Annotated in this window: 20 protein-coding genes; 3 read left to right on the top strand and 17 right to left on the bottom strand. The window is 35.2% G+C overall.

The window, feature by feature from the left end; genetic code table 11:
* Window positions 1–33: 33 nt before the first annotated feature.
* The 6 genes from AAT17_RS09085 to AAT17_RS09060 form a co-directional block, all read right to left on the bottom strand.
* Window positions 34–1,452 (bottom strand): glycosyltransferase 87 family protein, encoded by a 1,419-nt coding sequence (locus AAT17_RS09085; protein ID WP_157539258.1) that lies wholly within the window; start codon window positions 1,450–1,452, stop codon window positions 34–36.
* Window positions 1,452–2,945, bottom strand: coding sequence for a cellulose synthase family protein (locus AAT17_RS09080; protein ID WP_060523768.1), 1,494 nt, complete (start codon window positions 2,943–2,945; stop codon window positions 1,452–1,454). The genes AAT17_RS09085 and AAT17_RS09080 overlap by 1 nt, the downstream gene beginning before the upstream one ends.
* Window positions 2,942–3,643, bottom strand: coding sequence for a glycosyltransferase family 2 protein (locus AAT17_RS09075; RefSeq protein ID WP_060523766.1), 702 nt, complete (start codon window positions 3,641–3,643; stop codon window positions 2,942–2,944). Before AAT17_RS09075 ends, AAT17_RS09080 begins: the two co-directional genes overlap by 4 nt.
* Window positions 3,644–3,732: 89 nt before the next feature.
* Complete coding sequence (locus tag AAT17_RS09070) at window positions 3,733–6,495, bottom strand: outer membrane beta-barrel protein (protein WP_060523764.1); 2,763 nt, start codon at window positions 6,493–6,495, stop codon at window positions 3,733–3,735.
* A 62-nt stretch (window positions 6,496–6,557) separates the two neighbouring features.
* A complete protein-coding gene (gene der, locus AAT17_RS09065) occupies window positions 6,558–7,859 on the bottom strand; it encodes a ribosome biogenesis GTPase Der (RefSeq protein ID WP_060523761.1) in 1,302 nt (433 codons plus the stop codon).
* Between the two features lie 149 nt (window positions 7,860–8,008).
* Complete coding sequence (locus AAT17_RS09060; protein WP_042279586.1) at window positions 8,009–8,986, bottom strand: polyprenyl synthetase family protein; 978 nt, start codon at window positions 8,984–8,986, stop codon at window positions 8,009–8,011.
* 203 nt (window positions 8,987–9,189) lie between these two features.
* Here AAT17_RS09060 and AAT17_RS09055 point away from each other — a divergent pair, with 203 nt between their 5' ends.
* Both AAT17_RS09055 and AAT17_RS09050 read left to right on the top strand, forming a co-directional pair.
* The gene (locus AAT17_RS09055; protein ID WP_060523759.1) at window positions 9,190–10,566 is read left to right on the top strand and encodes a T9SS type A sorting domain-containing protein; all 1,377 of its coding nucleotides are present in this window, start codon (window positions 9,190–9,192) and stop codon (window positions 10,564–10,566) included.
* A gap of 55 nt (window positions 10,567–10,621) precedes the next feature.
* A complete protein-coding gene (locus AAT17_RS09050; protein ID WP_060523757.1) occupies window positions 10,622–11,962 on the top strand; it encodes an aryl-sulfate sulfotransferase in 1,341 nt (446 codons plus the stop codon).
* Here AAT17_RS09050 and rlmN read toward each other — a convergent pair whose 3' ends face one another.
* The 10 genes from rlmN to AAT17_RS09000 form a co-directional block, all read right to left on the bottom strand.
* Window positions 11,963–13,003 carry a 23S rRNA (adenine(2503)-C(2))-methyltransferase RlmN gene (gene rlmN / locus AAT17_RS09045; RefSeq protein WP_060525064.1) on the bottom strand — a complete coding sequence of 347 codons (1,041 nt, stop codon included), beginning with the start codon at window positions 13,001–13,003 and terminating at the stop codon, window positions 11,963–11,965.
* A gap of 62 nt (window positions 13,004–13,065) precedes the next feature.
* Window positions 13,066–15,378, bottom strand: coding sequence for a T9SS type A sorting domain-containing protein (locus tag AAT17_RS09040; RefSeq protein WP_060523755.1), 2,313 nt, complete (start codon window positions 15,376–15,378; stop codon window positions 13,066–13,068).
* A gap of 114 nt (window positions 15,379–15,492) precedes the next feature.
* Window positions 15,493–16,545, bottom strand: a complete 1,053-nt coding sequence (gene queA / locus AAT17_RS09035) for a tRNA preQ1(34) S-adenosylmethionine ribosyltransferase-isomerase QueA (protein WP_060523754.1) — start codon at window positions 16,543–16,545, stop codon at window positions 15,493–15,495.
* Between the two features lie 66 nt (window positions 16,546–16,611).
* Window positions 16,612–17,871, bottom strand: coding sequence for a 3-phosphoshikimate 1-carboxyvinyltransferase (locus AAT17_RS09030; protein ID WP_060523752.1), 1,260 nt, complete (start codon window positions 17,869–17,871; stop codon window positions 16,612–16,614).
* A complete protein-coding gene (locus tag AAT17_RS09025; RefSeq protein ID WP_060523750.1) occupies window positions 17,868–18,194 on the bottom strand; it encodes a nucleotide pyrophosphohydrolase in 327 nt (108 codons plus the stop codon). Before AAT17_RS09025 ends, AAT17_RS09030 begins: the two co-directional genes overlap by 4 nt.
* A gap of 2 nt (window positions 18,195–18,196) precedes the next feature.
* On the bottom strand, window positions 18,197–18,691 hold the full coding sequence (gene dtd / locus AAT17_RS09020) for a D-aminoacyl-tRNA deacylase (protein WP_060523748.1): 495 nt from the start codon (window positions 18,689–18,691) through the stop codon (window positions 18,197–18,199).
* Between the two features lie 14 nt (window positions 18,692–18,705).
* On the bottom strand, window positions 18,706–19,713 hold the full coding sequence (gene rsgA, locus AAT17_RS09015; protein ID WP_060523745.1) for a ribosome small subunit-dependent GTPase A: 1,008 nt from the start codon (window positions 19,711–19,713) through the stop codon (window positions 18,706–18,708).
* A 58-nt stretch (window positions 19,714–19,771) separates the two neighbouring features.
* On the bottom strand, window positions 19,772–20,857 hold the full coding sequence (locus AAT17_RS09010; protein WP_060523744.1) for a bifunctional 3-deoxy-7-phosphoheptulonate synthase/chorismate mutase type II: 1,086 nt from the start codon (window positions 20,855–20,857) through the stop codon (window positions 19,772–19,774).
* A complete protein-coding gene (locus AAT17_RS09005; RefSeq protein ID WP_172792951.1) occupies window positions 20,847–21,710 on the bottom strand; it encodes a prephenate dehydrogenase in 864 nt (287 codons plus the stop codon). Before AAT17_RS09005 ends, AAT17_RS09010 begins: the two co-directional genes overlap by 11 nt.
* On the bottom strand, window positions 21,707–22,864 hold the full coding sequence (locus AAT17_RS09000; RefSeq protein ID WP_060523742.1) for a pyridoxal phosphate-dependent aminotransferase: 1,158 nt from the start codon (window positions 22,862–22,864) through the stop codon (window positions 21,707–21,709). The genes AAT17_RS09005 and AAT17_RS09000 overlap by 4 nt, the downstream gene beginning before the upstream one ends.
* A 333-nt stretch (window positions 22,865–23,197) precedes the next feature.
* Here AAT17_RS09000 and gldA point away from each other — a divergent pair, with 333 nt between their 5' ends.
* Window positions 23,198–24,100, top strand: a complete 903-nt coding sequence (gene gldA / locus AAT17_RS08995) for a gliding motility-associated ABC transporter ATP-binding subunit GldA (protein WP_060523740.1) — start codon at window positions 23,198–23,200, stop codon at window positions 24,098–24,100.
* Here gldA and AAT17_RS08990 read toward each other — a convergent pair.
* Window positions 24,097–24,804, bottom strand: a complete 708-nt coding sequence (locus AAT17_RS08990; protein WP_060523738.1) for a TIGR04283 family arsenosugar biosynthesis glycosyltransferase — start codon at window positions 24,802–24,804, stop codon at window positions 24,097–24,099. The two genes, gldA and AAT17_RS08990, sit on opposite strands and share 4 nt — an antisense overlap.

The following is a 24,804-nucleotide window of genomic DNA, read 5'->3' as shown; positions in this document are numbered from 1 at the left end:
AACAATAATGATTTTTTTCATTTGATGGATGGTTTAACGGTATAAAGATACATTTTTATTCACATTTGTTGTGTTTTCCCGATTTCTGGAGAAATAAAATAACTCGTAAATGAAATAACCTATTACAACCACATATTCAAAAGCAATCAACCACAAATTCTCTTGATAATTAGAATTTGAATAGGCATAATAGCTTAGAAATATGAAAGCAGACCAAACTACCATAAATCTATATTTGGTAAAAACACTAAATAATAAGGGTATTACTAGATACCAAGGATGTACGGTGGTAGAAAAGAGCAAATGCAAACAAAAGGCGAACATTACACTAGTGAATAAACCAACTGGTGTGCGGTTATTTCTAAAGTATGTAATAAGTAACACACTTATTAGAGTACAAAAAGGTAGAATCTTCCCTATCTTTCCTATAGTATTGTAACCTACAAGACCATAACCTACATCACGAACTAGATAATAAACAGAGGCATTAAATTCAAATTTACCAAACCACAAGCCTACACTGTTACTGTATTTATCAAAAAGCTCAATGGACAAGAATGGTAGAAATCCTATTCCTACTACAATTAAAATGAATAAATAATAAGGGATAATTTTACTGAACTTAATTCGATTAAGTAATATAGGTAATATCAACAAAGGCATGAGTTTTAATAATATTCCATATCCCATGAATAATGCGCTCCACCATTTTTTTAGTTTTAATAATAAGTAAAACGCTAGTAGCATAAAAAAGCCCATCACACCTTCCCAATGTAAATTACCCGTCAACTCCACGAGGACAAAAGGGTTTAAGAAATACAACAGACTATAGTAATCAGGTTTACCCAGTTGTTTTAATAATTTAACCATGATTACAAGTGTTCCTACATCGGCTAGAATAATGAACAATCTCATAAAAATAACCGTAGCCGTTATACTTTTACCGCCTAACGCAGCCGCAACTGCAAAGAAAAACTGATTAAGCGGCGGATAGTTGGTATAATGACTAGCGCTTAAATCTCCCATGTAAGCTCTTAATACCTGGGCATTAGGGATAAAGGACGATGCCTCTCCAATGATCTCATCTGGAATATATAAATAGGGATTATATCCATTAAGCAACATATGACCATCCCATATAAATCTAAAAAAATCTTGAGAGAGATTGGGAGTCACTTCCCAAATCATTAATCTTAATAGAACTCCTACGGTTCCTATCAGGATAGCAGTTCTACGCTTTTGAAAGAGTGTTTCATCTTGATCGACTAGTTGAGAGTAAGATCTATTAAATTCCTTAAACAACCACCAAAAACAGGCTAAACCAATAAATAGTAATATATATGTAACTGTTAGTTGATAGAATTGCTTTCGCGAAAGCGTAAAGAAAAAAGCGTATAGTACGCAACATATAATGGTAGTAAGACCTAGACCGTTTTTAATACGGCGTTTCATTATTGTTTATCTGTTAAACTGCGAATAAAAACGAATCCAAACCCAATCATTAACATCAAATGGAATGGAAGTAATCCAAAGTCTCCACCTTGATCACCTACATAAAAAGCTGCAACAATTCCAAATGCAAAATAGAGAATCAATAAAAACTCAATAATTAGATTTTTACTTAAGTTTTTTCGTAGATATTTATTGGATTTCCAATTTTTTCCTACTGCTGCTAGATTAAACTTTGGAGTGCGCACAAATTCGCTGCGTTTACCTATATGACCTTCAATAACAGCTATAGAATTATGTAATGAGAATCCCATAGCAATCGAGAAAAAGGTGAAAAACATTCCAATGTAGGAAATGAAGTTTTTAAAACCACCACCATAGGTGTTTTTATACATGAACCAATAACATATAAAAAAGATAATTGAGCTAAGAACAAAAAAGCTCATTGCATAAAAGTAAGGCGCTAGGTGAGCGTAAGTATTCTTAATGAACAACATGGGAACGCTTAAAACACCTACTATAAGTACGTTTAAAAACATAGTACTATTCAATAGATGTAATATACCATGGACTTTAGACTTAAAAGATAGTGACTTGTTGGTCACCACTCGTTTTGCCATTTTTCTAAAGTTTTCGGCACCTCCTTTATTCCATCTGAATTGCTGTGATCGAGCAGCACTTAAAACAATAGGTAACTCTGCTGGTGTAGTTACATCTTCTAAATATTTAAATTTCCAACCTTTGAGCTGCGCTCGATAACTTAGATCTAGATCTTCGGTTAGGGTATCTCCTTCCCAATTTCCTGCCTCGATAATGGTTTGTTTACGCCATATTCCTGCGGTACCATTAAAATTGATAAAATGTCCTTTACTATTCCTTCCAACCTGCTCTAGAGTAAAATGAGCATCGAGAGCAAAGGCTTGAACTTGAGTTAAAATGGAAAAATCTCTATTCAAATGACCCCAACGAGTTTGAACTACTCCTATTTCAGGATTTTTAAAATAGATAACGGTTTTTTTAAGCCAATCAGACTCTGGCAAGAAGTCTGCGTCGAAAATCGCTATGAATTCACCTTTTGCGATTTCTAAACCTTCTTTAAGAGCTCCTGCTTTAAACCCAACACGATTTGTTCTGGTGATGTGTTTAATATCTAATCCAGTTGCAGCCAGTTTATCAACATGTGCTGCAGTGGTTTTAACTGTCTCATCCGTAGAATCATCTAATACTTGAATCTCTAACTTATGTCTAGGATAATCCATTAAAGCAATATTATCTAGCAATCGCTCCATAACGTAAGCTTCGTTAAAAACTGGTAATTGTATGGTTACAAATGGAACCTCGGCTGTGTTTGTCAAATCAAAAACGGGATCGTTATCTGTTTGATTTTTACGGGCTTTTAAGTAGTTAACCAGCAGATTGAGTTGCGCAAAAGCATAAAGCATAATTAATATTAATGCTATAGAATAAATCACAATACATATCCACTCAAAAATCATTTCCTAATACCGTATTTAAAAATCCACGTTAAAATTTTAACGCCTGCAAAGATAGCACCTTTAACAGTACCTGACACCTTTGACACTCCTATTCTATTGCGGTACTTCATAGGAATCTCACAATAGGTATATTTATTCTTTAGAGCCTTAAGCTGTAATTCTACAGTCCAACCGTAAGTTTTATCCTGCATATTCAAGGCTAATAGCTTATCATATTTGATAGCTCTGAACGGGCCAAGGTCTGTAAATTTACTTGCAAACATCCATTTCATAAGGGTAGTTGCCAGCCAATTTCCAAATATTTGAGGTAGTGTCATACTTCCCTTTTCACGTAAATTTGAAACCCTAGCTCCAATTACTACATCAATATCGTCGTTTATTATAGGATTCACTAGCTCAATTAACTGTTCTGGATAATCACTATAGTCACCATCTAAAAAAACAATAATATCTGTGCGCTCATTTAATTGCGCGATGTAGTCCATTGCTTTTAAACATGCATTTCCGTAGCCAGGATTTGGCTCTTCAACCACAGTAGCACCAGCATTTCTAGCAACTAGGACGGTATCATCGCTTGAGTTGTTACTACAAACGACAACTTCTGTCACAATTTTTGGAATATCTTTTATCACATGACCTATCGAATCTTGTTCATTGTAGGCAGGAATAATTACTCGTATGATAGGGAAACGTTGCAGGGCTTATTATTTAACCGCGCAAGTTAATCAATAACCCAATAATATGCTGTGATAACTTAGTACCATATCTTATTTATGTTACTTAGTTATCAATCCATAAAAATGATTGAATTCTCCGATTTCTTCTTAGTAAAAGTTGAAAGTTTATAAGTAAAACTAAACATAAAGTATTGTTGTAATACTAAAGTATTAGTATCCTGAACATAATCACTAGCTACTGTTCTTCTTGTACCTATTACTTGATTGAGAATATCATAGGCTTTAACTTTAAAATTAGCCTTATCATTTGCAAACGAGTAACCTAAACTACCTATTAGAATCAAGGAATCATCATCAAACCCAGCTTCTATATTCCCAAACTTATTATACTCACCTCTTAGCCCAAAAGTGACCTTTTTAGGCCAGTATGTAGTTAGGTCTATTGATACTTGTTGATTAGTAAAATCTTGCTCTTGAAATGGCGCGTTATCAAATTTAGTTTTATTAAAACTAGGATCATAGGACAATTTTACGTCCAATAAATCATCAATATCATAACTCACATATACTCTAGGGTTAATTCTTGTACTTTTTGTAGTAAATAGGATATTCTGTGTAAAACCTTTGTTCTCATCATAACCTACATCTAGACCTGATCCTACTTTAATTTTTGAATTGTCTTTTTTCCAACTTTTGCTGTAACTCACATAAACATATGAATTAAACACACCATCAACATTGGTATAAGTTGTCGTCCTAATCAGATCTTCATCTGTTATGGTACTTGCTACAACTCTATCGTTTACAAAGTTTAAAGATCCACCGGCATATAATCCAGATTGCTCTTTCCAGTTATAATCGCTATAGTAGAAATTCACACGATTATTTTTTATGGCATTCAAATCTGGATTACCTATTATAATGTTTTGAGGGTTTGTTCTATCTTCAGCAGGCTGTAATTGATTTGCTGCTGGTAGACTAATATCATTCCTAAAGCTTAAACTTAGATAACCATTTTCTCCAAAACTTTTAGTAATCCTGGCGTTCAAATAAGGATTAGTAAATTCTTTTTCAAAGTCAAATGATCTAAGACCATCATTATTATCTAAACTTTGTCGTATCAAACCCGTAGAAAGATTCAATCTGTATTTGCCCAACTTATATCTTCCTCCTAATACGGCCCGTTGTTCCAAGGTATTAATTTCCTGATCAGTACTTTGTGCTTGATTAAATAAATTAGTACCCGAATCTCTATCAAATACGCTTCGTATATTTTCCTGATTTTGATTCCTATAGGTATACTCAGTAAAAAAGCTTAAAGAGTCATGAACCTTATAATTAATTTTGGGTGCTATTCTATATGACCTGATGTTATTTTCCTGATCAATTAGTTGATTTTGGATTTCAGTGCTAGGTGAAGTTCCAAAAGTATTCCGTGTACTATTAAAATCATTTAGATTGTCAGAATTATTCAAGGATAAATTTCCACTAGCTGAAAAACTCCATTTTTTGCCTAAAGTTCCTCTAAAAACATAAAAGTTTCCACTGAAATTTGTTGACTCAGAATCGTTGGAGCTTAAAGTTTCCACGTCATTAATAATACTTCCGTCGGGATTTGACGCAATTGAATTGCTACTGGAATTACTTTGATTTTGACTCGAATTAAATTCAGGTGTAAAAGTTATAGTCGTTAGAGTATCTGGCCTAACCTTTAACTCTGCTCGCATTCTGTGATTAAAACCGTCTGATCTAGAATCATTTGAAGAATTATTGATAAAACTACGATCAGGTAAAAAGGTTTCTCTTCTCGATTGGGTGGCGCTTATAGTTTCACTGCCTCCGTAAAAATAATTTGCACTTAATTCTACCTTCTTACCCCAATCATTAGAAACATTGATTCCGCCACTTTGACTCGTAGTAATACCATCACCACCACCACCGAAGTTGAATCCATTAACACCAAAGGAACCGTTTGAACTTCTGGATATTGAGAACGCCTGACTTCCCATTGCATCAAACACTTCATCAAAGCTAAAACCAGGTGAATTTATATTGTTACCAGCTCCTAGTACACTGATACGAAGATCCTTGTTAAAATAATTAGCAATACCACTCAAGGAGTATCGTTCATCAGTTCCAGCGCCAGCAGTGAATCTAGAGAAAAAACCTTTGTTCTTATCTTCAGCAATGACAACGTTAATTTCTGCCTCATTGTTATCACTTTTCTCTTTGAGGATTTTTTGTTCTTCTGTCTTAGATTCAGTGACTTGAATTTTATCAATAATCTCCTTAGGTAAATTCTTAAGTGCAATTTTGGGATCACTCCCAAAAAACTCCTTTCCGTTTACTAATAATTTATTGACCTTTTTACCATTTACCTTTATGGTGCCATCTTTATCTATTTCTACACCTGGTAATTTTTCTAGTAAATCCTCTAGTGTAGCGTTTTCTTTTGATTTGAATGATCCAGCATTAAACTCTAAGGTATCTTGTTTAATTCGAATAGGCGCAGCTTTGGCATTTACAAGCACACCTTCTAATTCTTCTACTTGATTGCTTAAAGAGATTTGTCCTAAATCTATTTCCCGATTATCCTTTATAAAGAGCTCTTTTCTGAATTCTTTATACCCTTGATACGAGGCATAAAATACTAGACTATCGACACTTGTGTTACCACTTATAGTAAATGCACCATTTTCATCAGTTATCGAATAGGCAATTAAGGTAGCGTCTTTTTTAGCTTCAGCAAATACGGTTGCACTTTGTAAACCTGTATTTGACAAGGAGTCCAATACAACTCCTTTAATTTCTATTTTTTGGGCAAATAGAACTGCACTGGTCATCAATACCAGCGTAAATAGCAAATTTTTCATGATTGGTTAGTTTCATAGCAAATGTAATTTACAAACGAAAACTAATTCAAACTATTGCCCTTTTATTTTTTTCTCATGTAAACGCTTACTGGAACTCCTGTAAAATCAAAATGTTCTCTCAACTGATTTTCCAGATATCTTTTGTAAGGCTCTCTTACATATTGTGGTAAATTACAAAAGAAGGCAAATTGGGGTTGTGGAGTTGGTAATTGGGTTACAAACTTGATTTTAACATATTTCCCTTTGGTTGAAGGCGGTGGTCTGTTCTCAATGATAGGCAACATAACCTCATTAAGTTTGCTTGTTTTTATTTTCTTTGACCTGTTTTTATAGACCTCTACAGCAGTTTCAATCGCTTTGTAAATTCTCTGTTTGTTTAAAACCGACATAAAAACAATAGGAACATCAGTGAAAGGTTCCATCTCGCGGCGAATTTGAGCTTCAAAATCTCGCATCGTGTTAGTTTCCTTCTCTACCAGATCCCATTTATTCACAAGAATAACTATCCCTTTTCTATTACGTTCTGCAAGCCAAAAAATATTTTGAACCTGACCGTCAAAGCCTCTTGTTGCATCTAAAACGAGTAAACAAACATCACAATGCTCTATAGCCCTTACACTACGCATAACGCTATAAAACTCAAGATCTTCCTTAACCTTCTTTTTACGTCGTATTCCAGCAGTATCTACTAGATTAAACTCAAAACCAAATCTATTATATTTTGTATCGATAGAATCACGAGTTGTTCCTGCGATATCAGTCACTATATAACGATCTTCACCTATTAGAGCGTTAATGAAGGATGATTTACCTGCATTTGGTCTACCTACAACGGCAAAACGAGGTAATTCTTCCTCTTCAATTTCTTCTTTTTCTGGCAATTTTTCAACTATAGCATCTAGTAAATCACCTGTACCACTACCATTTATACTAGAGATATTGAAATAATCACCTAGACCTAAATTGTAAAATTCATACGCATCTTGAATGCGCTGTACGTTGTCTACTTTGTTTACAACAAGAAATATAGGTTTTGTAACTTTTCTAAGAATTTTTGCAACATCCTCATCCATGCTGGTAATTCCATCCTCGGCATCTACCATGAAAATGACCGCATCAGCCTCATCAATTGCAAGCTCTACCTGCTTATCAATTTCCGCTTCAAAAACATCGTCGCTACCTATTACATATCCACCCGTATCAATTACAGAAAACTCACGGCCATTCCAGTCGGTTTTACCATAATGCCTGTCGCGAGTCACACCACTTACGGCATCGGTAATGGCTTCTCTACGCTGTATTAATCTATTAAAAAAGGTAGATTTTCCTACATTCGGTCTTCCTACAATCGCAACTATACTCATCTCTTGTTTTTAGCATTTGCAAAGGTACTCATTTTAATAGAGTAACCTATTAGTATGAAAAGGTATACCTACTTAAATGTAGTATGATTTGTTTTTAAAAAAAGGATAATTTGAATTACGCTTTCGCGAAAGCGTAAAAAGCTTCATGCTTATTTTTTACGATCAATCACATAATCTACCATCATGCGTAAAGACTGTTTATACTCAGAATCTGGATAAGTGTTTAAAATCTCCAAAGCTGCATTCTTGTATTGATACATTGCTTTAATGGCATAATCCAGACCGCCATGATCTTTGACAAATTGAATCACTTCTCTTACTCTTTTTTTATCACGGTTGTGGCGTTTAACCGAATTGATAAGCCATTTGCGCTTGTCTGCACTACAAGTATTTAATGTGTGAATAAGTGGCAAGGTCATCTTTTGTTCCTTAATATCGATTCCCGTAGGTTTCCCTATACGCTCGTTCCCATAATCAAAGAGGTCGTCCTTGATTTGAAAAGCAGTTCCTATAAGCTCACCAAACTTGAGCATTTTCTCAACATGGTCGCTTGATGGGGCTACGGCACATGCTCCTAGACTACAACATGCAGCTATTAAGGTAGCGGTTTTCTTTTTAATTATATCGTAATAAACCTCTTCAGTAATATCAAGACGTCTTGCTTTTTCTATCTGTAAGAGCTCGCCCTCACTCATTTCTCTCACAGCTACACTGATTATTTTAAGCAAATCAAAATCCTCGTTATCAATACTCAATAACAATCCTTTGCTCAATAAATAATCACCTACTAGAACTGCAATTTTATTTTTCCACAGAGCATTTACCGAGAAGAAACCACGTCTTTTCAGGCTATCATCCACCACATCATCATGAACTAGCGTTGCGGTATGAATAAGTTCGATTACCGCGGCACCTCTATAAGTGCGTTCGTTTACTTGTCCACCACCTATCATCTTGGCCACTAGAAAAACAAACATGGGTCTCATTTGTTTTCCTTTACGGTTTACAATAAAATGAGTAATCCTATTGAGCAATGGAATACGAGATGCCATAGAAAGCCTGAACTTTTGCTCAAAAAGTTCCATTTCATGACCTATGGGTTGTTTAATTTGCTCAACAATCTTCATGTGATGCAAAAATATTAAGAAAAGCTCTAATTAATTTATAGAATTCATAAAAGTGAATTTTTGTTTTCACAGATAATCTAATGAAATGACCTTTAATCTAAAATAAAATTTGTTTAATGTTTTTTAACGTTAAGTCAGTAAAAAATGAACCTGTTTCTCAATTAAAGTTCCTATTTTTAACGATTATTAATAAAACTTAACTCATGAAAAAAATTACTCTATTAACCTTATTGTTGTTGAGCGCGATTGGTTTTTCACAATCTGATTGTTCAAACGCCTTACCAATATCATTAACTTCAAACAACACAGTTACCGCCTATGGAACTACGGTAGCCACTCCTGACTGTACAGGATACACAGCACAATCAACCGGATCTGCTTGGTTTTCTTATACAGCTACTGCAAATGGTGTGCTCAATTTAAGTTCAGATTTAGCTGCAAACAATAACGTAGATACTCAAGTCTCAGTATATTCGGGATCATGTTCAAGTTTAGTTTGTGAAGGTTTTACAGATGATGTGAGCTACCCATCTAACCTTACTTCAACTGGATCATTTAATGTTACAAGTGGGACAACTTATTATATTGCTTGGGAAGACAGATGGTCTTCTACGGTTCCATTTGATTTTACTGCTAGTTTTGTTCCTGTAACTGGGCCGCCTAATTCAGTAACAACACCAACTCCTGCTGACATGGCAACAAATGTAACTATTGATACAGCAGATAATAACAACGATGGTGCTGCTGATAATGCAGTTCAACTTTCGTGGGTACCTTCAACGACAGGCTCTCCAGCAACTGAATATGATATCCTATACGGTACTGACCCTGCTGCTTTGAATAATCTTACTCAAGCAACTACTTTTACAGGAACTAGCGTAAGAATTACAGGAAATAACTTTAATACTACTTATTATTGGTCGATCGTCGCTATCAATGGAAGCGGTAGTTCAACCAATAACCCAGTTTGGTCTTTTACAACTGAAACTCCTTCTGGAACTCCTCCAACAAATGCGATTGGACCAACACCTGCGGATGGCGCTGTAAATGTAACAGTAGACACTACTGATGGAGACAACGACGGAAATCCAGATAATGCCGTAGACATAAGTTGGATGCAAGATCCTAGTGGACAACAACCAACTGCATATACAATAAGATTAGGTGATAGTCCTACTACTTTAAATGATTTGACTACTACATTCACCAATACTGCTGCTAGATTTCTGAGTTTAACTGGGAACACAACTTATTACTGGCAGGTTGTACCAACAAACAACGGTGTAGAAGCATTAAATCAACCTGTATGGTCTTTTACAACTGAAAATGTAGCTTCAGTTGAAGATAAAGACGCTAACTTTTTTACAATCAGTCCTAACCCTGCACAGAATTTCTTAGAAATTGAAAGTGAATTAGTTATAAATAATATTGAAATATTCAATGCATTAGGACAAAATTTAATGAAAGACGTAACATTAAATGATTCAACACTAGATATATCTAAACTGAATTCTGGTTTCTACATTATTAAAGCTTCAAGTGATAATGGATCTCAATCAATCAAATTCATCAAAAAATAACTAATACTATTTGTATTTTTAAAGCGCTCTTTAAAAGGGCGCTTTTTTTATATCTATGAAATATTCCTACATTTCCGTTTTAATCTTAGTAATCTTCTTAATTTCTTGCAATCAAGACGATAATCAAATTTTAAAACCAGCTCTTAATCAAGCTATCACTGTATATGAGAACGATCATTTTGAGGATGATTATATTTTAATAACGCCCATGCGACAAGACACGACCTATCTAATAGATCGAACTGGTAAATTACAACAGTCGTGGTCAAATGAAGGTGACGAAGTTCTCATGGCTTATTTGATGAAAGACGGTTCCGTAGTAAGAAGTATATTTACGAATGCGGATAATGGAATTAATATTCCTGGTAAAACTGGAAAATTACAAATTATAGATAAAAACAACGCACTAGTTTGGGAATGGCAATTAGATAATTCAACTCAAGCTCTTCATCATGACATAGCGCTATTACCCAATGGCAATATTCTAGCAAGTGTTTGGGAAGTTATAGATTTTAATTTGTGCGTGGAAGCTGGAAGAGATCCAAATAAACTGTTTGACAACAGGTTAGTCATTGATAAAGTAATTGAAATACAACCAGCAGGAAATAATCAGGCTAATATCATTTGGGAATGGTCATTATGGGACCACATAATCCAAGACTTTGATGTGAATCGAAGCAACTATGGCGATATCGCAGACCATCCTGAGTTATTTGATGTAAATCTTGGTGCTGGAGGAGAAAATTATACACACGTGAATAGTCTTAATTATATCACCGAATTTGATCAAATAATAATTAACAGTCGCACTTTGAATGAATTTTTTATAATTGATCACAGTACTAGTACCGAAGAGGCCAGGACTAGCTTAGGTGGAACTTATGGTAAAGGAGGCGATATATTATTTAGATGGGGAAATCCTGTAAACTTTAAGACAGGAAATAGTAATGATAGAAAAATAACAGGACAACACGACGCTTCATTTTTCAAGAGTAATGGACAATTCGAAAATTTTCTGGTTTTTGATAATCTGGATAATGTTGAATATTCAACAGTCAAGGCGATAAACGTAAATATTTCTGAAATCGGCAATTATCCAAGCATTCTAGACATCGGTAACATACCATCAAATGTAAGTTGGGAGTATTCTTCTAATTCTATTTTGTCAAAACTAACTTCAGGATGTCAAAGATTAAGAAATGGAAACATATTAATAACTAGCACAGCCGGTAATATTATCAGAGAAGTAACGATGGACAAAAGAGTAGTTTGGGAATATGATTTTAATCAAGAAAGCACGGATGAGCAAGATTTTAAAATGTACTCTAACGGTTTTAAAACACGGAGTTTAAGTATAAACTACTCCGGAATTCAATCCTTAAATCTTCAGAATTAATTATTCCTTATTAGCTAATTGTCCACAGGCGGCATCAATATCCTTACCACGGCTACGACGTACATTAACAACTATACCATTAGCTTCAAGTGTTTTTTCGTACATATTTAAAGCTTGTTTTGAGGCTTGCTCAAATCTTGGATCATCAATACTATTATATTCTATAATATTCACTTTGCACGGTATTATTTTGCAATAATCAACCAACGCATCAACATCTTCTTTTTGATCATTTATTCCTTTCCACACAACATATTCGTAAGTAACCTTGGTTCCTGTTTTATTGTACCAATATTTTAAAGAGTCAGCAATATCTTCAAGAGGAAACTGTTCGTTAAAAGGCATTATTTGAGTCCTTTTTTCATCGATTGCACTGTGCAAGGAGAGTGCTAGATTGAATTTAGGCTGATCATCAGCCAGCTTTTTAATCATCTTTGGAATACCACTAGTTGATAAAGTAATCCGTTTAGGTGACATACCTAAACCTTCGTCTCCCGTTATTTTTTCAATAGACTTAAGAACATTATTATAATTCATTAATGGTTCTCCCATACCCATAAACACGATATTGGATAAAGGCCTATTATTATAAATTCTACTTTGTTTATCTATAGCTACTACCTGATCATAAATTTCGTCAGGATTAAGGTTACGCATTCTTTTCAATCTTGCAGTAGCGCAAAATTCACAATTAAGACTACAACCAACCTGAGAAGAAACACAAGCAGTTGTTCTCGTAGGTGTAGGTATCATTACAGATTCCACCACAAGACCATCATGTAATTTAACCGCATTTTTTATGGTCCCATCATTACTGCGCTGCATGTGGTCAACCTTAATGTGATTGATGGTAAAATGCTCATCCATAAAGACTCTAGTAGACTTAGATAGATTTGTCATTTCATCAAACGTGTGAGCCCCTTTTTTCCATAACCATTCGTATACTTGGTTACCTCTAAAAGCTTTTTCACCATTCTCCTCAAAGAAGTTTCTTAACTCCTCTTTGGTATAAGATCTTATATCTCTCTTTTTTATCATAATAAAAACGTCTTGCAAAGGTACAATTTGCAAGACGTTTATATTGAATAATTACTTTTGATACGTTACCTCTTTATGAGCTTTCGCGTAAGCGTAGTATCATTTACTTCAACGCTTAAAAAATACATACCATTAGAAAGATTCGATAAATCTAACGTAGAGCTATTATCGTCTAAAGGACCTGTTTTTATTAATTTACCAGAAAGGTTATATAACGAATAACTAGATTTCTGAGAAAATTCTATCGTGAACAGTCCAGAAGAAGGATTTGGGTATATTTTCAAGGCTTCTTCTAAAGAATCATCTACACTACTGGTATCGGTAACATTAAATTTAGTTGTTTCACTAGCGCCAAATTGGCCACCTGTTGTTATAACAACACCTGTATCCGTAGTCAGATTATAACTTCCCGCACCAAATGAACAACATATCCCGTCACTTTGTGAATCATTTATAGTAAATGTGTAACATTCACCTTGCACAATAGGAATAGTACGGCTATAAGTTGTAGCGTTTGCTGGAAGCGATCCTCTTACTCCACTTGCAACTATAGCTCCAGAACTATCTAAACATTCCCATGAAGTTTCATTGGCATAATTATCCGTAGTAATATTAAACGTTACAAAGTTGTTTGCCACAAATGATTGAGATGAATCTCTCGTAAAATTTGCTACGACCGAATTATTGGACACATTTGGATCTGTTGAATTATTAGGATTAATTAAATTAACAAATAAATTATTACTTCCTGAATTTAATGTAAAAGTAGGTAAAGAAACTACAGCCGTTGCATTTTGACTAAGGTTTCCTGTCCAACTAATAGTTGTATTACCTCCATTATTAAAATTATAAACTATATCGACACTTGTCAATGGTTGTGTACCGGCATTACGTATAACAACATCCGGTGAAATGGTAGATCCGCAAACCACTTGAGGCGCGTTTTGCAAACTAACCGCAGCATCAATTGGAAACTGATTAATTGGAGGATATTGATCGAGTGTAACTGCACCAGTCGCATTAGGATCTAACCAATCTCTTAAACGTGTAGATGCTGTTGTACCCTGATCCCACGCAACGCCAAATCTTCCATATATATCAAATCCACCGTTATCATTTGTTCCTACACACGCGGCAGATCCACCTGAAAGAACCCCAATGACTCTACCATCTTGATCAAATAATGGTGAACCCGAAGAACCTCTCTCGGTTACACCTAAATCCCAGTCTGCAATTCTCCACATTTGAGCATTTCCATTACCATTGAATGAAGTTGAAGTTCTAATTGCTCCTTGATCGTCTCGACATGCCTTTTGTATATCACCACTAGGATGATGTACACCAAAATTTAATTGAGGAGTTGCGGTTGTAGATCGGTTCCAACCATTCCAAACTACATCTGGCGGATTGGTAGAATTAAAGAAGCCAGCATCTGTAATTCTAACTAAAGTGGTATCACTACCAGAGTTATTCATAAGTAACGTCGCTCCTACAGCAGTCTGATCAAAGCCTCCATTACCACTATTTGCAGTAGTTCCACAAGATGGATTATCACTACGCCAATTAAATCTGTAAGACCAACTTGATACCTGATTACCACAGTGATTTGCCGTTAAGAATAATGGTTCTCCATTTTGAGCTGTATTGTTGACTAGCGAACCTGTACAAACTCCAGAATTCCCAACTACCATCATAGCTACACTTTTCTTAACATCTTCCTTTTTCTGATTAACGTTAAAAGGATCGGCACCTGGTGGTGTTATATCACAATCAACATCTTGATTACAGGATCCCGAGTCATTTAAAGCTTTTGCGTCTGGTGATTCTCCTATTGTTCTATAACCGTGAACTACGTTTGCGATTTCCAAAATAGATTGACCTACAACGTCTGATGGTTCATACAACTCAACCCAAACATCATCACTTTTAACTGGCCAAATCCCAATTGCGTCATTAGGATTATTTTGTAGATAAGTAAGTTCCTTTGTCCTATCAGATTGGTCATAGGCAGCAACAAATAACCTGGCACCTTTCGCTAACTTGTACCAATCAAAAAATAAATTTATCGTTTTTGCACCTGGTGACTGAATTCTAACGCGCCATACCCGATCACCATTTGGTAGATTAATATACTCACCATGAGTACCTGGGTCTATATTAGTGGCAAAATCATATCCAAATCGCCAAGGTGTACTTTTATCTAAATCATTTTTGGCATCTTCTTTAGCTAGTTTTTTAAAAGGAACACCAGTAAAAGATTCGATATTAGCCTGATAACTTCCTTCATAACCCCAGGAAAAAGGTTTTGACGAATCCTGTGCGTGACTAAACAAACTGAATATAAACACAGTTATTAATGAAAGGGGAAAATATTTCATACTATTATTTAAAGAGGTCTTAAAAATATAATAATCAAGCTAATTATTCCGTGATAAAACAAAAAACCAGCCTTATAGGCTGGTTTTTAAGTAAATTCTTATAATTTTTATCGATTAATCAATGATTAACATTGCATCACCGTAGGTACTAAATCTGTAACCTTCTTTTAATGCGATATCATAAGCTTCCTTTAAAAAGTCATAACCAGCAAAAGCAGCTGCCTGCATCATTAAAGTAGATTTAGGAGGATGAAAGTTGGTTATCATAGCTGTAGCAATACTAAAATCATACGGTGGGAAAATAAATTTACTTGTCCAACCGTCGTATGTATTAAGGTGACCATCACTACTCACAGAACTTTCTAGTGTGCGCATAGTTGTTGTCCCAACAGCAACTACATTACGTTTATTATCGATAGCTTCATTTACAGCATCACAGGTAGCTTGTGAAATAAACGCCTGCTCGCTATCCATTTTATGCTTTGAAAGATCCTCGACCTCAACAGGAGCAAATGTACCTAATCCAATATGCATGGTAACATTTGCTACGTCAATACCTTTAATCTCCATGCGCTTCAACAAATGCTTAGAAAAGTGAAGACCAGCTACAGGTGCTGCGACAGCACCTTCATTTTGTGCAAAGATCGTTTGGTAACGTTCTTCATCGTTTTCCTCTACATCACGATCCAGTTCTCTAGGTAATGGTGTTTCTCCTAGATCTTTTAATTTCTTTCTGAATTCTTCATAGGTACCATCAAACAAAAATCTCAATGTTCTACCACGACTAGTAGTATTATCAATTACCTCAGCTACTAGACTATCATCCTCAGTAAAGTATAATTTATTACCTATTCTAATTTTACGAGCAGGATCTACTAGCACGTCCCAAAGTTTGGTAGTAGGATTAAGTTCACGCAACAAGAAAACCTCTATACGAGCACCTGTTTTCTCCTTGTTACCGTATAATCTTGCAGGAAACACCTTTGTATCATTCATTACAAAGACATCCTTTTCATCAAAATAATCGATTACATCCTTAAAAAGTTTATGTTCTATCTTTCCAGATTTCCTGTGCAAGACCATGAGTTTAGACTCATCTCTATTTTCTTCAGGGTATTGTGCAATACGATCCTGTGGTAGATTATAACCGAAATTCGATAACTTCATTTAACTAATTTTGAATTTAATACAAATATACAATTTCGAAATAGGCCTTGTCAAGCAAAATAACTCTTAAATTTCTGTAATCGACACATTTATTGATTTTAGATGCTCATAATAGTTTGGGTAACTCTTTGTGACTACCATTGGATCATTAATTTGAACGTCAGTAAACTTGCACAATGGAGCAAATGAAAGTGCCATTCTATGATCGTGATAAGTATCAACTACAAAATCATGTAACAATTTACTGTTGTGAGGCAGAATGAGTTTTATAGAATCGGATGTAGTGGTAATTACGCTTTCGCGAAAGCGTGATCCCACTTCCTTCATTGCTTCTATCCTATCTGTTTCTTTAATTTTGAGAGTATGTAATCCTGTGAGTTCAACATTTATACCTAAACCTAAACAGGTAACAAAAATAGTTTGCGCCTGATCGGGCTGCTCCGTTAAATCAAAATGAAGTTGTTGATCTATCGTATCCGAGGTCTTAGTTAAAATGAGTTTATTCCCTTCAAAACTAGTCTCTACTCCAAATTTTTTATAAATATCCTGTAGTTTACTATCGCCCTGCATAGAATCGTTGTAGTAGGATTCTAAGGAAATTTTATACCCAATGTTTTGAAAAGCGACCCAAGTATACCAATATCCAGTGCTACTCCAATCTGATTCAACTGTTTGAGATAGTTTATCAACGTTTTTTATAGGTTGAATACTTATTTTTTCAACATTATCATCAAAATTCTCGTCCCATTGGATATCACACCCTATTTTCTTTAAAATAGACAAGGTCATTTCTATATAAGGTCTAGAGGTAACCTCACCTATAAGTTCGATTTCAAGACCGTTTTCTAACACCGGCGCAATTAAGCATAAAGCCGTTATAAATTGACTACTTACATTTGCTTTTAAGGTTACTGTTCCTCCTTTTAGTTTCTTTCCTGTAACTTCAAGAGGTGGATATCCTTCCTTATTTAGGTACGTAATTTGAGCTCCAATAGATTGTAATGCGTTAACCAAAATTCCTATTGGTCTCTCTTTCATACGATCACTACCTGTAATCACTACCGACTTACCTGCTTGAGAAGCGAATAACGCAGTTCCAAAACGCATAGCCGTTCCCGCATGACCTATATCTAGAATATGGTCTGTAGAATCTAGTGCCTTTTTTAAATAACGTGTATCATCACTATTTGATAGGTTATTTAAAACAAGATCACTAAACAAGGATTGTAATATCAACCATCTATTACTCTCACTTTTTGATCCTGTAATTTTGAATAATTTATCAGTATCTGGATGGTCGCATTTATGTAACTTAAATGCTATCATTTTAAATTTTCATTATTATGGTGCCTATCGTGATCTCTTTCAGTCTTTATTTTTAGTTTTTTATTGAAGGCATCTTCTAGATCAGTACCGGTTTGATTTGCAAGACATAGTACAACAAATAGAACATCTGCAAGTTCCTCACCTAGATCCTTGTTTTTATCACTTTCCTTCTCACTTTGTTCACCGTATCTTCTAGCGATTATTCTAGCTACCTCACCTACTTCCTCAGTAAGTTGAGCCATATTGGTAAGTTCGTTAAAATATCGAACACCGTGATTTTTAATCCACTCATCTACTTGCTGTTGTGATTGTTTAATTGACATGATTATTTATTTTTACTATCTATTACTATCGTCACTGGGCCATCATTTATTAAGCTTATTTTCATGTCGGCGCCAAAGACTCCAGATTTTATAGGTGATGTTTTAAAGTTCGCTTTCGCGAAAGCGGAATTATCCACATCAGAATAATACGCTTTCTCCAATTCCTTTTTAAATCTTTCATATAACGGTATCGCGATATCGGGTCTTGCTGCGTTAATAAAGCTGGGGCGATTCCCTTTTTTTGTAGATGCATAAAGTGTGAACTGAGAAATCACCAAAACTTCACCAATTGTGTCAAGAAGGCTTAAATTCATCTTACCTTTGCCATCTGAGAAAATACGCATATTAAGAATTTTCTTTACTAAATATTCAATATCCTCTTGAGTATCTAATTGTGTAATTCCTAAAAATATGAGTAAACCTTTACCTATCTCATTATGAACTTCATTATTGATAGTAACGCTAGCATGATCAACACGTTGTAATACAGCTTTCATAATAGGTAAGGCTTTTAATTTTGATATTTATCAACTCTATAGTGTTGATCGTCCTCACCAGTGATCATGCTTAAATAGCTTTGATATCTGCTTTCAAAAATCTCGCCGTTCTCCACTGCTTCTTTCACCGCGCATTTAGGCTCTTCAACATGCAAACAGTTATTGAATTTACAATTTTGTTTGAGCGCAAAAATCTCTTTGAAATAATCTCCTATTTCCTCTGGCTCCATATCAACAATTCCAAAGCCTTTTATCCCTGGCGTGTCGATCAAACGACCATCTAACTCTAGATCAAACATTTGGGCAAAAGTTGTCGTGTGTTGACCTTGTTTATGCTGTTCAGATATAATTTTTGTCTTAAGATCAAGCTGTGGCTCTATAGCATTTGCAGTGGAACTTTTACCTGCACCACTGTGACCGGCAAACATGCTAGTTTTACCCTTCATCAACTTCTTTAATTGATCAATATTTTTTCCTGTTTGTGCACTTATTGCCAGGCATTCATATCCAATAGATTTGTACATAAACATCAAATATCTTACTTGATCGAGCTCGGTCATTGTGGTCACTTCTTCACCTGTCTCTGGATCTATAGTTGCTTCTTGTTGATCATCACTATACGTATCTACTTTATTAAAAAGCAAAACTACCGGAATATCGTAAGCTTGTGCCGCAGCTAGAAACCTATCAATAAATGAGGTATAAGTAGGCGGATTATTTAAGGTCACGAGTAAGAAAACTTGATCAACATTGGCAGCGATAATATGAGTTTGTTTACTCAAATTCACCGATTTTCTAATGATATAGTTTTCTCTATCATGTATATCATGAATGATACCTACTTCTTCATCACCCTTTTGTTCAATATCAAACTCAACTATATCGCCTACCGCAACGGGATTGGTACTTTTTATTCCTTGAATTCTAAATTTACCCTTGATTCTACAGTTATAAAATTGTTGATTTTCATGAGATTTCACCTCATACCAACTTCCTGTAGATCGATAGACCGTTCCTGTCATGTGTTTTCTTAAGTGATTTTCACAAATTTACAATGTTATATCTTGTTTATAAGCTTATTTATTCTGCTTTAATCACTTTCTCTTGATGTGCAATTGATTCTTGATGTACAGCTTTAAATACCTTAAGAATGAATTCTTCACTCAGGCCTTGTTCTTCACCTAGTAAGATCATTCTTCCTAAGATCTCGTTCCACCTTTTTGATTGAAGAATTGCAACGTTACGTTCCTTTTTAAGAGCACCTATAGAGTCGGCTATTTTCATACGTCTACCCATGGTTTCAATTAAGTCTTGATCGACAACATCGATTTGAGCTCTTAATTGATTAAGCTCTTGTTTGTACACTGCTTCATCATCGCTTGTTTTTCTTATTCTCAAATCTTTAAAGATTTGTTTAAGGGTATCTGGAGTAACTTGTTGGGCCGCATCGCTCCATGCCTTATCTGGCGTGTGATGCGTTTCAATCATCAAGCCATCAAAATTCAAATCAAGCGCAGTCTGTGATACATCAAATATCATATCTCGTTTACCTGTAATGTGAGAAGGATCATTAATTAAAGGTATATCTGGAAACCTAGTTTGAAAGTCTACTGCAATTTGCCATTCTGGATTATTTCTATATTTAGATTTGTCATAAGTAGAAAATCCTCTATGAATCACTCCCAATTTATTGATACCTGCATTGTGAATACGCTCAACTGCTCCTATCCATAATGCTAAATCTGGATTGACCGGATTTTTTATAAGTACTACTTTATCTGTACCTTCCAGAGCATCGGCAATTTCTTGCACTATAAATGGACTCACTGTTGATCGGGCTCCTATCCAAAGCATGTCAATATCGTGTTCTAGTGCTAGTTCCACGTGATTGCGATTAGCTACTTCGGTTGCGGTTAATAGTCCTGTTTCTTCTTTTACTCGTTGTAACCATTTAAGACCTATTGCTCCTACTCCTTCAAAATTCCCAGGTCTTGTGCGTGGCTTCCATATACCGGCGCGGTAATAGGACACATCACTATCTTTTAATTCATGAGCAATTTTCAAAACTTGCTCTTCAGTTTCGGCACTACATGGTCCTGCAATCACTAGTGGATGCGGTAAGTTATGGCCTTCTAACCAACTTTTAAATTCTTTCTTATTCTCCATTTTTTATTCCTTCTAATATATTTTTTATTCTATTTGTTGACTCTAACTCTTTATACATGGTAGTAGTGTCGTTGTTGATTATGCTTTCGCGAAAGCGTGATAAATTTTCTACATACCTATCTAAACTAGCTATAACGTGCTCTTTGTTTTGAGAAAAAATAGCTGTCCACATAGCTGGCGAACTTTTTGCTAGTCTTACAGTACTTTCAAAACCACTACCTGCTAGATCAAAAATATCTCGTTCACTTTCCTCTTCCTGCATAACTGTTTTACCCAGCATGAAGCTGGAGATATGGGAAAGATGTGAAACATAGGCGATATGCTTATCATGTGCGAGTGGTGTCATGTAACGCACTTTACACTTTAAAGTTTCAAAAATTTCTTTGGCTCTATTTTGTAATTTAAATTGTGTTTTCTCAATTTCACAAACAATCATGGTTTTGTCTATAAAGAGACCTTCTAAAGCCGCATCTGGACCCGAATACTCGGTTCCTGCAATAGGATGAGCTGCTAGAAATTGATGCCTGTTTTTATGATTTTCTACTGATTTACAAATGGCGTTTTTTGTAGAACCTGTATCCATTACCAAGGTATTTGGCGATATACAATTTAGAATATCCTTAAGCTCATTTTCTATGGCATTTACTGGTATGGAGATTATCACCACATCCATGTTTTGCAAGTCGTTGATAGATCCTTGTTTATCAACCCAACCTAGCTCTACAGCCTTGCTTATATTCTTTGGATTAATATCAATCCCTGTACATTCTAAATAAGGCCATTTTTTCTTACAATCCCTTACTATCGAACCACCTATTAACCCGACGCCTATCACTGCTATTTTATTAATCATACGGTCATTAGTGTGCGATTCAACATTGTTTTTATTTGATCCTCGGGAACACAAAGTGAAAAACGAACATGTCCTTTACCTTCATTACCAAAAATATCTCCAGGTGCAATAAACACGTCATATCTAGCAAGAACCTCATCCACAAAGGACAATGAATCCTTTTTACCTTGTGGCAATGCACACCATAAAAACATACCACCTTCTTTATTAATAGGCCTGCAATCTAGAGATCTAGCAAATTCTTCCATCAAAACTCTTCTGGATGCATAAGTATGATTTTGCTCTTGCAACCAAGATTTCGAAGTTCTAAGAGCGGTAATTGCGCCTTGTTGAATACCGTAAAACATACCGCTATCCATATTAGTTTTGACCTTTAGAACCTGATTTATTAGCTCTTTACTCGCTATCATCATTCCCACTCGCCATCCTGCCATATTGAAAGATTTGCTTAATGAATTAAGCTCGATAACACCACTGGAAACACCTTCAATTTTCATAATACTCAATGGTCGTTCATATCCTATAAGACTGTATGGGTTATCATTTACAATGAGTATGTCATGTCTTTTACCAAAAGCAATCAATTTTTCAAAAACATCACGAGTAGCCCTAGCTCCTGTAGGCATGTGTGGATAGTTTACCCACATAATTTTTACCTTTGATAGATCTAATTTTTCTAATTGGTCAAATTCTGGTTGATAACTACACTCTTTTTTTAGAGTGTATGGTATTGCCTGAGCTTCACACAACTGCGCAACCGCAGAGTAAGTTGGATAACCAGGATCAGGTACAAGAACCTGATCACCAGAATTTAAGAAAGCCAAGGAGATGTGCATAATTCCTTCCTTGCTACCCATGAGTGGTAATACTTGACCGTCGGGATTCACACACACTCCATAGTGGCTTTCATAAAATTGAGCCATAGCAGATCTTAATTCGGGAAGACCTAAATAACTCTGATATTTATTTGCATAAGGTTCTTTAACAGCCCGACTGATGGCATTAACAACCTCTTGCGGAGGCAATAAATCTGGGCTACCAATTCCTGCATTTATAACAGGCTTGCCAGATGCTACAAGTTCTCGCACTTCTTTCAATTTTTGAGAGAAGTAGTATTCTTTGACATTATTTAATCTATTTGCTGCAACTAGCATGATAATTTTTATATTCTTATTTCACTTACTTGAGTGAAGTTTTAAAAAGTTAATCTGATTGAAAAATGACCCAATAAAAAAAGTCCTGACTTAAAAGGGTCAGGACTTAGATATATTAGATTATTTCCACACGGTCCTGTTACCCTTTTGGGTAAAAGTAATATCCGTACCAGAAATGATTGTTGTTCATAATTGGTGGTAAAAGTAATACAGAATTATTTAAAATCAAGTAAATATTTAAAAATGAGAAAAAATTAACCTTGATAACTAGGTGAATAAAAAATATAATGCTTTCGCGAAAGCGTAATAACGTTCTTTCTTTATCTTTACCTTATGTCAATAGAAGTAAGAAAAGTTACTAAACATTACGGTACGCAAAAAGCACTAAACCAAGTAAGTTTTACGATTAAATCAGGCGAAATAGTCGGGTTTCTAGGACCTAATGGCGCTGGTAAATCTACCATGATGCGTATAATCACCACTTATCTAAATGCGGACGATGGTGAGGTATTAGTTAACGATCATGATGTGAAGACCGCAGCGAGACAAGTGCAAAGCTCTATAGGATATTTACCTGAACACAATCCCTTGTACCCTGATATGTATGTGCGTGAATATTTGAAATTTACCGCAGATGTTTATAAGGTAAAGAATGCCAAAGAACGAATAGACGAGGTGATCAAGGAAACAGGTTTGACCACTCATGCAGGTAAAAAAATAAAAGAGCTTTCTAAAGGATATAAGCAACGTGTAGGACTCGCTCATGCCTTACTACATAAGCCTAAAGTATTAATACTAGATGAGCCCACAACTGGGCTTGATCCCAATCAATTAGTAGAAATAAGAGAATTGATACGTAAGGTTGGTAAGACTACTACTATTCTTCTTTCTACCCATATCATGCAAGAAGTTGAAGCCATGTGTGATCGTGTAATCATCATCAATAAAGGCAATATTGTTGCCGATGATTTATTGAAAAACTTGAAAGGTGACTCGAATCAAGAAATTGAAGTGGAATTTGACTACCGCGTAGAAGTGGAGCTACTTTCTGAGATTAAAAAAGTACGAGAAGTAAAAGAACTTTCAGGATTCAAATATTTGTTAAGCTTTTACACCAATGAAGACATGCGCAGCGCAGTTTTTGATTTTGCACATGATAATGGATTAAAAATTCTATCCTTGAATAAGCTAAATCGAGATCTTGAGACTTTGTTCCATGAGCTTACAAAGAACTAGTCACAATATTTTAGATAATATTGATGCAATTGCTGGATGCTATCACCTCGCCACTTGCGGTAATAAATATTCAAATAATACCATTGCAATTTAAAGATACCTACATCCTTATACCGTCTAGAACTAGTAGTAAGAACTTGTGGTAAAACCGTATAACAGTTTATAGCATAAAGCTTATTGATAAGATCGTAGTCCTCGTAAATTGGTAAACTTGTGTCGTAACCACCAATTTTAGTATACATCTTATTGCATATAAATTGAGACTGGTCACCACCGCGAGATACTTTCCAAGAAAACCTTGTAAACCATCCCATAAGAAACAACCACCAATTGGGATTATCAAACTTCATTCTAAAACAACCCGCTTTTTGATTTCCATTTACTGCGTCAATAATTAGTTGGTCAAATTTTACGGGTGGATAAGAATCTGCATGAAGGAAGTAAAGGATGGAACCTTGTGCATGCTGCGCTCCATGATGCATTTGTTTACTTCGACCCTTTTCTGAATGCAACAAGGTTACTGCTTTAAAACTATTGGTCGATATTCGGTACTCTTCAATTAATACTGGAGTTCTATCAGTACTGCCGCCGTCTACAATCAATATTTCAAGCTGTCTAGAATCGCTTGCAGATTGTTCCAAATATTCAAGAAGTGAAATTATTCCCTTTTCTTCATTCAATACTGGAACAATTATACTTATCAT

Source organism: Nonlabens sp. MIC269, from assembly GCF_001430865.1.
In the GTDB taxonomy this organism is placed as follows: domain Bacteria; phylum Bacteroidota; class Bacteroidia; order Flavobacteriales; family Flavobacteriaceae; genus Nonlabens; species Nonlabens tegetincola.
The sequence above is the reverse complement of the archived record's forward strand: the minus strand, read 5'-3'. Positions and strand labels throughout refer to the sequence as shown.